20 protein-coding genes are annotated in these 14,482 nt (G+C 35.3%); 19 read left to right on the forward strand and 1 reads right to left on the reverse strand.

Annotation, left to right across the window (positions count from 1 at the left end; translation table 11 throughout):
- Positions 1 to 33: 33 nt before the first annotated feature.
- The 19 genes from rpsH (at position 34) to ctlX (ending at position 13,682) form a co-directional block, all read left to right on the forward strand.
- Positions 34 to 432 (forward strand): 30S ribosomal protein S8, encoded by a 399-nt coding sequence (gene rpsH / locus CXF59_RS06810; protein ID WP_007136552.1) that lies wholly within the window; start codon positions 34 to 36, stop codon positions 430 to 432.
- A gap of 15 nt (positions 433 to 447) precedes the next feature.
- Entirely contained in the window at positions 448 to 990 is a 543-nt protein-coding gene (gene rplF, locus CXF59_RS06815) for a 50S ribosomal protein L6 (RefSeq protein ID WP_101137083.1), read from the forward strand.
- 11 nt (positions 991 to 1,001) lie between these two features.
- Positions 1,002 to 1,352, forward strand: a complete 351-nt coding sequence (rplR, locus tag CXF59_RS06820; protein WP_016989316.1) for a 50S ribosomal protein L18 — start codon at positions 1,002 to 1,004, stop codon at positions 1,350 to 1,352.
- 6 nt (positions 1,353 to 1,358) lie between these two features.
- Positions 1,359 to 1,883, forward strand: coding sequence for a 30S ribosomal protein S5 (rpsE, locus tag CXF59_RS06825; RefSeq protein ID WP_101137084.1), 525 nt, complete (start codon positions 1,359 to 1,361; stop codon positions 1,881 to 1,883).
- A 12-nt stretch (positions 1,884 to 1,895) separates the two neighbouring features.
- Positions 1,896 to 2,078, forward strand: coding sequence for a 50S ribosomal protein L30 (gene rpmD / locus CXF59_RS06830; RefSeq protein ID WP_101137085.1), 183 nt, complete (start codon positions 1,896 to 1,898; stop codon positions 2,076 to 2,078).
- Positions 2,079 to 2,089: 11 nt separating this feature from the next.
- Positions 2,090 to 2,542: a 50S ribosomal protein L15 gene (gene rplO, locus CXF59_RS06835; RefSeq protein ID WP_101137086.1), complete on the forward strand. Its 453-nt coding sequence runs from the start codon at positions 2,090 to 2,092 to the stop codon at positions 2,540 to 2,542.
- A 13-nt stretch (positions 2,543 to 2,555) separates the two neighbouring features.
- Positions 2,556 to 3,902, forward strand: a complete 1,347-nt coding sequence (gene secY, locus CXF59_RS06840) for a preprotein translocase subunit SecY (protein WP_101137087.1) — start codon at positions 2,556 to 2,558, stop codon at positions 3,900 to 3,902.
- Positions 3,903 to 3,906: 4 nt separating this feature from the next.
- Positions 3,907 to 4,122: a translation initiation factor IF-1 gene (gene infA / locus CXF59_RS06845; RefSeq protein ID WP_007136545.1), complete on the forward strand. Its 216-nt coding sequence runs from the start codon at positions 3,907 to 3,909 to the stop codon at positions 4,120 to 4,122.
- Between the two features lie 12 nt (positions 4,123 to 4,134).
- Positions 4,135 to 4,251, forward strand: a complete 117-nt coding sequence (gene ykgO, locus CXF59_RS06850; protein WP_074724333.1) for a type B 50S ribosomal protein L36 — start codon at positions 4,135 to 4,137, stop codon at positions 4,249 to 4,251.
- A 2-nt stretch (positions 4,252 to 4,253) separates the two neighbouring features.
- Positions 4,254 to 4,628 carry a 30S ribosomal protein S13 gene (rpsM, locus tag CXF59_RS06855; RefSeq protein WP_101137088.1) on the forward strand — a complete coding sequence of 125 codons (375 nt, stop codon included), beginning with the start codon at positions 4,254 to 4,256 and terminating at the stop codon, positions 4,626 to 4,628.
- An 8-nt stretch (positions 4,629 to 4,636) separates the two neighbouring features.
- Complete coding sequence (gene rpsK / locus CXF59_RS06860) at positions 4,637 to 5,020, forward strand: 30S ribosomal protein S11 (RefSeq protein ID WP_007136543.1); 384 nt, start codon at positions 4,637 to 4,639, stop codon at positions 5,018 to 5,020.
- Between the two features lie 91 nt (positions 5,021 to 5,111).
- Positions 5,112 to 5,717 carry a 30S ribosomal protein S4 gene (gene rpsD / locus CXF59_RS06865; protein WP_101137089.1) on the forward strand — a complete coding sequence of 202 codons (606 nt, stop codon included), beginning with the start codon at positions 5,112 to 5,114 and terminating at the stop codon, positions 5,715 to 5,717.
- A gap of 21 nt (positions 5,718 to 5,738) precedes the next feature.
- Positions 5,739 to 6,731 (forward strand): DNA-directed RNA polymerase subunit alpha, encoded by a 993-nt coding sequence (locus tag CXF59_RS06870; protein ID WP_101137090.1) that lies wholly within the window; start codon positions 5,739 to 5,741, stop codon positions 6,729 to 6,731.
- Between the two features lie 62 nt (positions 6,732 to 6,793).
- A complete protein-coding gene (rplQ, locus tag CXF59_RS06875) occupies positions 6,794 to 7,282 on the forward strand; it encodes a 50S ribosomal protein L17 (RefSeq protein WP_101137091.1) in 489 nt (162 codons plus the stop codon).
- A 253-nt stretch (positions 7,283 to 7,535) separates the two neighbouring features.
- Entirely contained in the window at positions 7,536 to 8,636 is a 1,101-nt protein-coding gene (gene carA / locus CXF59_RS06880) for a glutamine-hydrolyzing carbamoyl-phosphate synthase small subunit (protein WP_101137092.1), read from the forward strand.
- Positions 8,637 to 8,980: 344 nt separating this feature from the next.
- On the forward strand, positions 8,981 to 10,273 hold the full coding sequence (gene eno / locus CXF59_RS06885) for a phosphopyruvate hydratase (RefSeq protein ID WP_101137093.1): 1,293 nt from the start codon (positions 8,981 to 8,983) through the stop codon (positions 10,271 to 10,273).
- A gap of 155 nt (positions 10,274 to 10,428) precedes the next feature.
- Positions 10,429 to 11,712 carry a citrate synthase gene (locus CXF59_RS06890; RefSeq protein ID WP_101137094.1) on the forward strand — a complete coding sequence of 428 codons (1,284 nt, stop codon included), beginning with the start codon at positions 10,429 to 10,431 and terminating at the stop codon, positions 11,710 to 11,712.
- Positions 11,713 to 11,781: 69 nt separating this feature from the next.
- Entirely contained in the window at positions 11,782 to 12,696 is a 915-nt protein-coding gene (locus CXF59_RS06895; protein WP_101137095.1) for a dimethylarginine dimethylaminohydrolase family protein, read from the forward strand.
- A gap of 50 nt (positions 12,697 to 12,746) precedes the next feature.
- Entirely contained in the window at positions 12,747 to 13,682 is a 936-nt protein-coding gene (ctlX, locus tag CXF59_RS06900; RefSeq protein WP_101137096.1) for a citrulline utilization hydrolase CtlX, read from the forward strand.
- A 57-nt stretch (positions 13,683 to 13,739) separates the two neighbouring features.
- Here ctlX and CXF59_RS06905 read toward each other — a convergent pair whose 3' ends face one another.
- Positions 13,740 to 14,369: a MarC family NAAT transporter gene (locus tag CXF59_RS06905; protein WP_101137097.1), complete on the reverse strand. Its 630-nt coding sequence runs from the start codon at positions 14,367 to 14,369 to the stop codon at positions 13,740 to 13,742.
- Positions 14,370 to 14,482 lie beyond the last annotated feature (113 nt).

Consider the following 14,482-nt stretch of genomic DNA (forward strand, 5'->3'; position numbering starts at 1 on the left):
TCTGAAGAAAACCATAACCGCAAATTAATACATATGTATACAGATCCTATTGCAGATTATTTAACAAGAGTTAGAAACGCTGTGGCTGCAAACCACAAAGTTGTCGAAATTCCTGCATCTAATCTAAAAAAAGAAATCACTAAGATCTTATTTGATCAAGGTTATATCTTAAGTTACAAATTTGAAGACAACGCTGTTCAGGGTTCAATCAAGATTGCTTTGAAGTATGATAAAGATACTAAAGAGTCGGTAATAAGAGATATCCAAAGAATTAGTAAACCAGGTTTACGTAAATATTCAAGTTCTTCGACCATTCCAAGAATCCTTAACGGATTAGGTATTGCTATTGTTTCTACATCAAAAGGATTGATGACTGGAAAGAAAGCAAAACAATTGAATGTTGGTGGTGAAGTAATTTGTTACGTATACTAATAAATAGACTAAAAGATGTCAAGAATAGGTAAACATCCAATTGTAATCCCTGCTGGAGTAACTGTAGAAGTTAAAGACGGTATTATTACAGTAAAAGGAAAAAATGGTCAACTTACACAGGAGTTTTCGGACGTAACTGTAACAGTTGAAGACGGTCAAGTTCAAGTAGATAGATCGTCTGATCACAAAGACCAAAGAGCAAAACACGGTTTATACAGATCTTTAATCAATAACATGGTTATCGGTGTAACTGAAGGTTTTACAAAATCATTAGAATTGGTAGGAGTAGGTTATAGAGCTTCTAATCAAGGACAAAAATTAGATTTAGCTCTTGGATATTCTCACAATATCGTTTTGCTAGTTGCTGCTGAAGTAACTTTAGAAACTATATCTGAAAAAGGTAAAAACCCAATAGTTAAACTTACATCGTTTGACAAACAACTTTTAGGTCAAGTTGCGGCAAAAATTAGAGCTTTTCGTAAGCCTGAGCCGTACAAAGGAAAAGGTGTTAAATTTGTGGGTGAAGTATTAAGAAGAAAAGCAGGTAAATCAGCTTAAAAAATAAGATTATGTCATTATCAAAACCTGAAAGAAGACAGAGAATTAGATTCAGAATTAGGAAATCGATTAGTGGTTCTGCTACAAATCCAAGACTATCTGTATTTAGAAGTAACAAAGAAATTTATGCTCAACTTATTGATGACGTAAACGGTGTTACTATTTTGGCTGCTTCTTCAAGAGAAAAAGAAATAGGAAAAGGTACTAACGTAGAAGTTGCTATTGCAGTTGGAAAACTGGTAGCAGAGAAAGCGTTAAAAGCTGGGATAGAAGTTGTAACATTCGATAGAGGAGGTTACTTGTATCACGGTCGTATTAAATCATTAGCAGAAGGCGCGAGAGCGGCTGGACTTAAATTCTAATATATTATGTCTAATAAATACAAGAATGTAGAGTTGGTAAAACCAAGTGGTCTTGAATTAAAAGATCGTTTGGTTAGTGTTAATCGTGTTACTAAAGTTACAAAAGGTGGTAGAGCTTTCGGTTTTTCTGCTATTGTAGTTGTAGGTGATGAGAATGGTGTTGTGGGTCATGGATTAGGAAAATCTAAAGATGTTTCTGAAGCAATTGCGAAAGCAGTAGAAGATGCTAAGAAAAATTTAGTGAAAATTCCTTTGAATGGACTATCGGTACCACACGAGCAGAAAGGAAAATTTGGTGGTGCACGTGTATTTTTAATTCCTGCCTCTCATGGTACGGGAGTTATTGCTGGTGGAGCTGTTCGTTCAGTTCTAGAGTCAGTAGGTATTCACGATGTGTTATCTAAATCACAAGGATCATCAAATCCTCACAACGTAGTTAAAGCGACTTTTGATGCGTTGTTACAAATGAGAAGCGCTCATAGTGTTGCAAAACAAAGAGGAGTTTCTTTAGAAAAAGTTTTTAAAGGTTAATTCAAGGAAATTATGGCTAAATTATTAGTAAAACAAGTCAGAAGTAAAATCAACTGTCCACTTGATCAAAAAAGAGGATTGGTAGCTTTAGGTCTGCGTAAAATGGGACAAATTGTAGAGCATGATTCAAACCCTACAATCCTTGGGATGATAAATAAAGTTAAACACTTAGTTTCTGTAGAAGAAGCTAAATAACAAATACTGTTATGAATTTAAGTAACTTACAACCAGCTGAGGGTTCAACACACAGTCAAAATAAGAGATTAGGTAGAGGAGAAGGTTCTGGAAAAGGTGGTACTTCGTCAAGAGGACACAACGGACAGAAATCTCGTTCTGGTTATTCTAAAAAGATTGGTTTTGAAGGTGGGCAAATGCCACTTCAAAGACGTGTGCCTAAGTTCGGTTTTACAAACATCAATCGTAAAGAATACGAGGGTGTGAATCTTGATACACTTCAACTATTAGTTGACAATGGTGTGATTACAGATACTGTCGATATGACAGTTTATGTTTCAAACCGTTTGGCTACTAAGAATGAAATCGTTAAGATTTTAGGAAGAGGAGAATTGAAAGCAAAATTAAAAGTAACTGCTCACAAATTTACTGCAACTGCAAAAGCCGCTATTGAAGCTGCTGGAGGAGAAGCGGTAACAATGTAATTTTTCGATTAATATGAAGAAATTTATTGAATCAATAAGTAACGTTTGGAAAATCGAGGAACTAAGAAACAGAATCCTAATTACTTTAGGTCTGCTTTTAGTTTATCGTTTTGGAGCACATGTTACGCTTCCGGGAATCGATGCGACACAATTAAATAGTTTAGCAGGTCAAACCAAAAGTGGTATAGGATCTATATTAGACATGTTTACTGGTGGAGCATTCTCTAAAGCGTCAGTTTTTGCTTTAGGAATCATGCCTTACATTTCAGCCTCTATTGTAGTTCAGCTTATGGGAATTGCGATTCCTTATTTGCAAAAACTTCAAAATGATGGTGAGAGTGGTAGAAAAAAGATTAATCAGATTACACGTTGGTTGACTATTGTTATTACTTTAGTTCAAGGACCAACTTACATCTATAATCTATACAGAACTTTACCTAGTAGTGCATTTTTATTAGGGTTTAATTCTTTTGAATTCTTATTTTCTTCAGTGATTATCTTAGTTACAGGTACAATATTTGCCATGTGGTTAGGTGAAAAGATAACTGATAAAGGAATCGGGAATGGTATTTCACTTTTAATTATGGTAGGTATACTTGCGAGATTTCCTCAAGCATTTATACAGGAATTTACTACTAGAGTTACGAATAACAACGGTGGTCCAATGTTATTGGTTATCGAAATTATTATTTGGCTTTTAGTTATTGTTGCATGTGTTTTATTAACCATGGCAATTAGAAAGATACCAGTACAGTACGCTCGTCGTACTACGTCAGGTGATTTTGAACAGGATATGATGGGTGGTAATAGACAATGGATTCCATTAAAGCTTAACGCTTCTGGAGTTATGCCGATTATCTTCGCTCAGGCGATCATGTTCATTCCTGCTGCTGTGGCTGGGTTATCGAAATCAGATGCATCGCAATCAGTTGTTGGCGCTTTTAGTAATATGTTCGGTTTTTGGTATAACCTTGTTTTTGCAACGCTAATCGTTGTATTTACATTCTTTTATACCGCAATTACAGTTCCTACTAATAAGATGTCAGATGATTTGAAAAGAAGTGGAGGATTTATTCCAGGTGTTAGACCGGGGGTTGAAACTTCAGATTTTCTTGACAAGGTGATGTCTTTGATAACTTTCCCAGGATCTTTATTTCTAGCTCTAATAGCTGTGTTCCCAGCGATTATTGTAAGTCTTATGGATGTTCAACAATCTTGGGCAATGTTTTTTGGGGGTACCTCATTAATAATTATGGTTGGTGTCGCCATAGATACAATTCAACAGATTAATTCATACTTGTTGAATAAGCATTATGATGGTTTAATGAAGAGTGGGAAAAATAGAAAAGCAGTAGCTTAATCTTATGGCAAAACAATCAGCAATAGAACAGGACGGATCCATAATTGAAGCATTATCAAATGCAATGTTCCGTGTAGAGTTAGAAAATGGACATATCGTAATTGCACATATATCTGGAAAAATGCGAATGCATTATATCAAGTTATTACCTGGTGATAAAGTGAAACTAGAAATGAGCCCATACGATTTGTCAAAAGCAAGAATTACTTATAGATATTAAAGGATATTCACAATGAAAGTTAGAGCATCAGTAAAAAAAAGAAGTCCCGAGTGCAAAATCGTGCGTAGAAAAGGGATATTGTACGTTATAAACAAAAAGAATCCTAGATTTAAACAAAGACAAGGATAATTATGGCAAGAATAGCAGGGGTAGATATCCCGAAAAACAAGAGAGGTGTTATAGCACTTACCTATATCTTCGGATTAGGAAGCAGTAGAGCTATTGAGATTTTAGAAAAAGCTCAAGTTAGCCAAGATAAAAAAGTTCAAGATTGGAATGATGACGAAATCGGAGCAATTCGTGAAGCGGTATCAGAATTCAAAATTGAAGGAGAATTGCGTTCTGAAGTTTCTTTAAACATCAAGCGTTTAATGGATATTGGTTGTTATAGAGGTATCCGTCATAGAACTGGTCTTCCTTTAAGAGGACAAAGAACTAAGAACAACTCTAGAACAAGAAAAGGTAAAAGAAAAACTGTTGCCAACAAGAAAAAAGCAACTAAATAATAAGTAATATGGCTAAAGCAACTGCAAAAAAACGTAAAGTTATCGTTGAATCAACGGGTGAAGCTCATATTTCTGCTACCTTCAATAACATCATTATTTCTTTGACAAACAAAAAAGGTGAGGTTATTTCGTGGTCTTCAGCTGGTAAAATGGGTTTTAGAGGTTCTAAAAAGAACACTCCATACGCAGCCCAAATGGCAGCAGAAGATTGTAGTAAAGTAGCTATTGAAGCTGGGCTTAAAAAAGTTAAGGTTTATGTAAAAGGGCCAGGAAACGGACGTGAGTCTGCAATCCGTTCTTTACATAACGGTGGAATTGAAGTAACGGAGATTATCGATGTTACCCCAATGCCTCACAATGGATGTCGTCCTCCAAAAAGACGTAGAGTTTAATAATATATTTAAGTATAACTAGGTAGAATATACGATTATCGAAGGATATGACCTGAATTCATAATCTCTACCTTAATTTAATTTTTTAGAAATGGCAAGATATACTGGTCCAAAAACTAGAATTGCTCGTAAATTTGGCGAGGCAATATTCGGAGATGACAAAGCATTCGAAAGAAGAAGTTACCCACCTGGACAACACGGGATGGCTAAAAAAAGAGGAAAAAAATCTGAGTACGCAATCCAGTTAATGGAAAAGCAAAAAGCTAAATATTCTTATGGAATTTTAGAAAAGCAATTCAGAGGTTTATTCAAAAAAGCATCAGCTACTAAAGGTGTTACTGGTGAAGTTCTTTTACAATTGTGTGAAGCAAGATTAGATAACGTAGTATTTAGAATGGGTATTGCTCCTTCTAGAAGAGGCGCTAGACAACTTGTGTCTCACAGACACGTTACCGTGAATGGTGACGTTGTAAATATTGCTTCTTACCACCTAAAACCAGGTGATAAAGTTGCTGTTCGTGAAAAATCTAAATCATTAGAGGCTATCGAACGTTCTTTATCTAATTCAAGTCATGTTTATGAATGGATTACTTGGAATAATGACGTTAAAGAAGGTACTTTCGTTTCGGTACCGGCGAGACTTCAAATCCCAGAAAACATTAAAGAACAATTAATCGTAGAATTGTACAACAAATAATAATTGACTTAGTCGAAATTTATGGCAATATTTAATTTTCAGAAGCCCGATAAAGTTATCATGATCGATTCAACCGATTTTGAAGGTAAATTCGAATTTAGACCTTTAGAACCAGGATACGGATTGACCATCGGTAATGCACTTAGAAGAGTTTTGCTTTCAGCATTAGAAGGTTATGCAATTACATCCGTTCGTATTGAAGGTGTAGATCATGAGTTTTCTACTATCTCAGGTGTTGTTGAAGATGTTACCGAGATTATCCTTAATCTTAAACAAGTACGTTTCAAACGTCAAATTGAAGATATAGATAATGAAGCAGTTACTATTTCTGTTTCAGGTAAAGATCAATTAACAGCTGGTGATTTTCAAAAATTCATTTCAGGTTTCCAAGTACTGAACCCAGAACTGGTTATCTGTAATCTAGATCCTAAAATCAAATTGAATTTCGATTTAACTATCGAAAAAGGTAGAGGATATGTTCCTGCTGAGGAGAACAAAAAACAGAACGCTGCAATTGGAACTATTTTTACTGATTCTATTTTTACTCCGGTAAAAAATGTAAAATATGCAATTGAAAACTTCCGTGTTGAGCAAAAGACAGATTATGAAAAATTAGTTTTTGAAATAAAAACTGATGGATCTATCAATCCTAAAGATGCGCTTACTGAAGCTGCTAAAGTTTTAATTCACCATTTCATGTTGTTTTCTGACGAAAGAATTACACTCGAGGCTGATGAGATTGCACAAACAGAGTCGTATGATGAGGAATCATTACATATGAGACAATTGCTTAAAACTAAGCTTGTTGATATGGATTTATCTGTAAGAGCGTTAAATTGTTTGAAAGCGGCTGAAGTTGATACACTTGGAGATTTAGTATCGTTCAATAAAAATGACCTAATGAAATTCCGTAATTTCGGTAAAAAATCTTTAACTGAACTAGATGAACTAGTTGCGATTAAAAATTTGAACTTCGGAATGGATTTAGCAAAATACAAACTAGATAAAGAATAATTTACTTCATATTTTGCTCTCCATAATGGATTGTAGCAAGATGAAGTTAAAATAAATTGGTCATGAGACACGGAAAAAAATTCAATCACCTTAGCAGACAAACTGCACATAGAAAATCTATGTTAGCTAATATGGCTTGTTCTCTTATTGAGCACAAACGTATTAACACTACTGTTGCTAAAGCAAAAGCGCTTAAACAATTTGTTGAGCCATTAATAACAAAGTCAAAGACTGATACGACTCACAATCGTCGTATTTGTTTCGCTTACTTACGTAGCAAATATGCGGTAACTGACTTGTTCAGAGACGTAGCTGCTAAAGTAGGAGACCGTCCAGGTGGATACACACGTATCATTAAAGTTGGAAATCGTTTGGGAGATAATGCTGATATGGCAATGATCGAACTTGTAGATTTCAATGAACTTTACAATGGTGGTAAAAAAGAAGTTAAAAAAGCAAAAAGCCGTCGTGGTGGAAAAGCTAAAAAAGCAGATGAAGCTACTGATGCTCCAGTTGCTGAAGCTGATACAACGACAGACGCTGCTGAATAGTTATGAAGATAACGATTCAATAAAAAGTAAGGATAAACTATTAATAGTTTATCCTTTTTTTTTGCTTTTTTTGGAACAAAGAAATGGCGGTTTTTCTAAGTTCTTACCTATTGATGGGAGGGTTGTTTACTCTATAATCAAGATAGTAAAAGAAAATATAAGGGTTAGTTTGGCTCCTTTTGTTTTAGAATAAATTTTAAAAGTTTGCTTCCGTTCGATTAATGAATTAAATTTGCACAATATTTAACTACACATGAAATATACAACACGACAAAGTGCTATACTTTTACTAAGTGACGGCACTATTTTTCACGGAAAATCAATAGGGATCAGTGGGACGACTTTTGGAGAAGTATGCTTTAACACCGGAATGACCGGCTATCAGGAAATCTTTACCGATCCGTCTTACTTTGGGCAATTAATGGTCGCTACTAATGCTCATATTGGGAATTATGGTGTAAATGAAAATGACGTGGAATCAGATGGGATAAAGATATCGGGATTGGTTTGTAAAAATTTTAGCTTTAATTATTCCAGAACAAATGCTTCAGAAAGTTTAGAGGAGTACTTTATTAAGCAAAATCTTATTTGCATCTCAGATGTTGACACGAGAGCGCTGGTAAGTTACATCAGAGACAATGGAGCTATGAATGCTGTGATTTGTACTGATGGCACTTCGGTTGAAGAATTAAAGGCGTCTTTAATAAATGTTCCTGATATGAAGGGGCTGGAACTAGCGTCAAAAGTATCCACTAAGACACCTTATTACTATGGTGATGAAAATGCTACTTATAAGATTTCAGCTTTGGATTTAGGTATTAAGACAAATATCCTTCGCAATCTTGCCAAAAGAGATTGTTACATTAAAGTATTTCCTTTTGATTCAAGCTACAATGATTTAGCCTCTTTTAGTCCTGATGGTTTTTTCTTGTCGAATGGTCCTGGTGATCCAGAACCACTTGCAGGAGCTATCCAGGTAGCAAAAGAAATTCTCGAGAATAATAAACCATTATTTGGAATCTGTTTGGGGCACCAAGTAATCGGGCTGGCCAATGGGGTTTCAACATATAAAATGTTTAACGGGCACAGAGGAATAAATCATCCGGTTAAGAATTTAATCTCGGGGAAAGGTGAAATTACTTCACAGAATCATGGCTTTGCAGTCAACAAAGAAGAATTGGAAAATAATCCTGATTTGGAAATAACGCACGTTCATTTAAATGACGGAACTGTGGCTGGTATGAGAATGAAGAACAAGAATTGTTTTTCAGTGCAGTATCATCCTGAAGCAAGTCCGGGACCTCATGATTCATCTTATTTATTCGATCAATTTATTGAAAACATAAAAGGATAAGGGTAGAGCTTTTTTTTGATAAATTTTATAGGGTTGCTTACTTTTTCATTAAAGTAGGCACCTTTTTTTTTGTAACAACAGCATAAAAAAAAATACAGTTTGTAGTAGCTTTAAACGTAAGAGAAGGTTGTTGTAAATAACGATGATTTTGCACTATAGACTGAAGTTTATTGCTGTTTTACTTTAAGGAAAGCAAAGAAATCTGCAAATTTCTCTATTAAATGGGGTGCTAGATCTTCATTTATAGATAATTATAACGTTTTCGTTAATAAGATTCATTATTTTCATATTATCATTACAAAAGATAGAATATATTTGTGGTTTAAAATTTAAAATAAAGTAGTATGAGTATTATTATCAAAATTCACGCAAGACAAATTTTCGATTCAAGAGGGAATCCTACTATAGAAGTAGATGTAGTTACTGAACATGGTATTTTAGGTAGAGCGGCAGTTCCATCTGGAGCTTCAACTGGAGAGCATGAAGCAGTGGAATTACGTGACGGAGGGAAGGCCTATTTAGGAAAGGGAGTTTTGAACGCAGTTAAAAATGTTAATACCATTATTGCTGAAGAACTTTTAGGAACGTCAGTTTTCGAACAAAACGTAATTGACCAAATGATGATTGATTTAGATGGTACATCAAATAAATCAAAATTAGGTGCAAATGCTATTTTGGGTGTTTCACTTGCTGTTGCAAAAGCAGCGGCTAATGAATTAGGTTTACCTCTATATAGATATGTGGGTGGAGTTTCCGCAAATACGTTGCCTGTTCCGATGATGAATATCATCAATGGAGGGTCACATTCTGATGCGCCGATTGCATTTCAGGAATTTATGATTATACCGGTAAAAGCAACTTCTTTTACGCATGCCATGCAAATGGGAACGGAGATTTTTCATAGTCTTAAAAAAGTATTGCATGACAGAGGTCTGTCTACAGCTGTAGGCGATGAGGGTGGTTTTGCACCAACTCTTGCAGGAGGAACAGAAGATGCTTTAGATACAATTAAATTAGCAGTGGAAAATGCTGGATATACGTTTGGTGATGAAATTATGGTTGCTTTAGATTGTGCTGCTGCTGAATTTTATGTAAATGGTAAATACGATTACTCTAAATTTGAAGGAGAAACTGGTAAAATTAGATCTTCTGCTGAACAAGTAGATTATTTAGCTGAATTAGCTTCTAAATATCCAATTATCTCAATTGAAGATGGAATGGATGAAAATGATTGGGATGGATGGAAAATGCTTACTGATAAAATTGGAGATAAAGTGCAGTTGGTTGGGGATGACTTGTTCGTGACTAATGTAGAGCGTTTGTCAACGGGTATAGATAGAGGTATCGCTAACTCAATTTTAGTAAAAGTGAACCAAATTGGTACATTGACCGAGACTATTGCGGCTGTAAATATGGCTAAAAATGCTGGGTATACTTCGGTAATGTCACATCGTTCTGGAGAAACAGAAGATAATACTATTGCTGACTTAGCAGTTGCGTTGAATTGTGGTCAAATTAAGACTGGTTCAGCATCGCGTTCTGATCGTATGGCAAAATATAACCAATTATTAAGAATAGAGGAAGAGCTTGGGGATACGGCTTATTTTCCCGGTAAAAAAGCGTTTAAGATAAAATAAGATATGTTATCATTATCTACAAAAAGCCATTCGAGTTATTCGGATGGCTTTTTTGTTGAATTTAACAATAACATTGTCAATTTCGCTTTTTATTTAATGTTATTATCCTTAGATTTGGTAGATTATTAAATATAAAGTTTTATTTTCAAAATATTATGTCAAAAACAGCTATAATAGAATTTGATGGTAAGAGGTATGAGTTTCCAGTTGTAGAAGGAAGCGAAAACGAAGAAGCCATTGATATTAAAAAATTACGAGAGTTAACTGGGGTAATTACTCTTGACCCAGGGTATAAAAATTCAGGTTCTTGTACCAGTAAAATTACGTTCCTAGATGGAGAATTAGGGATACTACGTTATAGAGGATACTCCATTGAAGAATTGGCCGATAAAGCCGATTTTTTAGAAGTGTCATATCTTTTAATCTTCGGAGAGTTACCAACTGCAGGTCAGTTGAAACAATTTGAAGAAGATATTAGAAAACATACGTTAGTTAATGAGGAGATGAAAAGCATTATTGATGGTTTTCCAAGAACAGCACATCCAATGGGTGTATTAGCTGCGTTGACTAGTGCATTAACAGCATTTAACCCTAAATCGGTAAATGTTGAGAATGAAAAAGAGATGTATCACGCCGTTTGTAAGACTATGGGGAAATTCCTGGTTATTGCAACATGGACATACAGAAAAAGTATGGGTTATCCTTTGAATTATTATGATAACACAAAAGGATATGTTGAAAATTTCATGACATTAATGTTTGAAATACCTACAGGGCCTTATAAAGCAAGTCCAGTAGTTGTTGAGGCATTAAATAAATTGTTTATTCTTCATGCAGATCATGAACAAAATTGTTCTACCTCTACGGTAAGAATGGTCGGTTCTTCTCATGCAGGTTTATTCGCGTCAATATCATCGGGAGTTTCAGCGCTGTGGGGACCTCTTCATGGAGGTGCCAATCAAGCAGTTCTTGAAATGTTAGAAGAAATCCATCAAAATGGTGGGGATGCGGATAAATATATGGCTAAGGCCAAAGATAAAGACGATCCTTTCAGATTAATGGGTTTTGGCCATAGAGTGTATAAAAATTTTGATCCACGTGCTAAAATCATTAAAAAAGCTGCAGATGAAGTGTTGGAAACTTTAGGTATCGATGATCCAATTCTTGCTATTGCAAAGAAATTAGAAGCATTAGCTTTAGAGGATGAATATTTTAAATCAAGAAGCTTATATCCAAATGTAGATTTCTATTCTGGAATTATTTACAGAGCATTAGGAATTCCTACTGATATGTTTACCGTGATGTTCGCTATTGGACGTTTACCGGGTTGGATTGCACAGTGGAAAGAAATGCGTGAAAACAAAGAGCCTATCGGAAGACCAAGGCAAATATATACTGGATCTCCGTTGAGAGATTTTAAAGCAGTAGATAAACGATAAATTCAATTTAAAAAAAGCTTCACTGACTAGTGAGGCTTTTTTTTATCTTTGTCCAAATTTAAATACTATATGTTAAAATTAAATGTAAAGAATGAGACTTCAAGATTACGGGCAGTAGTTTTGGGAACAGCCATTAATAATGGTGCGATACCCTCAGTCGCTGAAGCATATGATCCCAAATCATTAGAGCATATACTGGCAGGTACCTATCCGCTTGAAAAGGATATGGTGGCTGAGATGGAGGCTTTTGATAAAGTGCTTCAAAAATATAATGTCACTATTTTCAGACCCGAATTGATTGCTGATTACAATCAGATATTTACAAGAGATATCGGTTTTGTTATTGATGGTATTTTTATTAAATCGAATATTTTACCGGAACGCGAAAGAGAACTGGATGCTATTCAATATGTAATTGATCAGGTTGATGCTATAAAAGTAGTTCGTCCTCCTGAAGAAGTGCATATAGAAGGCGGGGATGTTATGCTTTGGGATGACCATATATTTATAGGTACTTACAAAGGGAGTGATTATAAAGATTATATTACGGCGAGAACAAATAAGGAGGGAGTACAATTCATAAAAGATTTGTTTCCTGATAAAATCGTTAAAGAATTCGATTTGGTTAAATCCAAAATTGAAGCTAGGGACAATGCTTTACACCTTGATTGTTGTTTCCAACCGGTAGGTCCTGATAAGGGAATTATCTATAAGAGCGGATTTCGTGAAGAAGCAGACTATATGTATCTGGTTGATCTTTTTGGGAAAGATAATTTGTTTCATATTACAAGAGAGGAGATGTATACTATGAATTCCAATGTGTTTTCTATCGATTCCAATGTTGTGGTTTCTGAAAAAAACTTCACTAGATTGAATAATTGGTTGCGATCCGGCGGTTTCACGGTGGAAGAGATTCCCTATGCTGAGATTTCCAAGCAGGAAGGATTATTGCGTTGTTCCACATTGCCTTTAATAAGAGATTAATTTCAAGTGGTGACACATTGCAGTATGTCACTACATAAATAAAAAATAATATGAAACAAACAACAAATTCTATATTGATGATTCGTCCGATGGCGTTTAGAATGAACGAACAAACGGCAGTTAATAATTATTATCAAAAAGTATTGGATGGTCTTTTACCGGCAACAGTAAATGCAAAAGCGCAACAAGAATTTGATGCTTTTGTTGAAAAGCTGAGAGCTGTCGGTGTTGACGTAACCGTAGTGGATGACACAATGAACCAAGACACTCCAGACAGTATTTTCCCAAACAACTGGGTTTCCTTTCATGAAAATGGAGATGTGGCATTATATCCAATGTTTGCAGAGAATCGCCGTCAGGAACGTCGTGAGGAGATTTTGGATATGCTAGAAGATAAAGGATTCAAAATGGAAAACATTGTAGATTATACTTCTGCAGAAGAAGACGGTTTTTTCTTGGAAGGAACCGGAAGCTTACTCCTTGATAGAGCAAATGAAAAAGCATATTGCGCTTTGTCGCCTCGAGCTGATGAAGAATTATTTATTGAGTTCTGTGAAGATTTTGACTATGCGCCGGTATTATTTGAAGCTTTTCACACTGTAAACGGAGAACGAAAGTTGATTTATCATACGAACGTTATGATGTGTTTGGGTGAAACCTTTGCGGTGATTTGTGCAGATAGTATCGATGATAAAAAAGAACGCAAAATGGTTTTGGACAATCTTAAAAAGGATAATAAAGAGATCATTTTGATCACTGAAGAGCAGGTTAATAATTTCGCGGGAAACATGCTGGAAGTGCGTGGTACCGATGATAAAAGATACTTAGTGATGAGTACCGCGGCACATCTGAGCTTAAAGCCAAAACAAGTAGAGCAGTTAGAAAAACACGTTGTGATTCTTAGTTCAAGTTTAGATACTATTGAAGCCTGTGGCGGTGGAAGCGCTAGGTGTATGATGGCAGAGGTTTTCTTGCCGAAAGCATAAAAAAAAAGACCTTCACTATCGAAGGTCTTTTTTTTTGAATTATGGCGTTCTGGTTTTCTACATCAGATTTGTTTTTACTATTGTTAGTATGGAACTGATTATGTATTGAACTCCGATGGCAATTACAATAAAGCCCACAATTCTTGAAATAGCCACAATTCCGGATGCGCCAAGTATTTTAGCCAAATAATGAGCGCTTCGTAAAATGATAAAAATAGCAATAGCAACTGCTATCATCGCCAAAACGGAAATGATAATCTCAGATGTTTCCTGATGTTCACTATAAAATGCAATCAGCAGCGAAATAGATCCCGGTCCGGCAAGCATAGGAATTGCCAATGGCGTTAACGCAATATCGTTTCTCTTTTGTGCATCACTTTCTACCTTTTTGCTTACACCTCTTTTTTTACTGAATTCGCCTGAAAGCAGTGAGAATCCGGAAGTAGCGATAACAATTCCTCCGGCTATACGTAAGGCTTCCATGCTAATCCCGAAAAAAGACAAAACATATTCCCCTAAAAAAAAGGAGATAATCATAATCACAAAAACATTTATAGCTGTCCACAGTGAAATACGGGAGCGCTCTTTTTTGTCATCATCCTGGGTAAGTCCCACAAAAATGGGAACTGTGCCAATAGGATTTATGACGGAAAAAAGGGCAGCGAATAAATAAATAAAAAGTTCCATGTTTTTTTCGCGAAATTAGTTCGTTTTATTACCGATTAAAATGTTTCTGAGATTAAGAAAAGGTTATGGTAAGGAGGGTATAATCCTGATTTAACAGTATCAGAAACCGAAAG

Origin of the sequence: Flavobacterium sp. ALD4, from assembly GCF_002836475.1 — a bacterium.
GTDB lineage: Bacteria > Bacteroidota > Bacteroidia > Flavobacteriales > Flavobacteriaceae > Flavobacterium.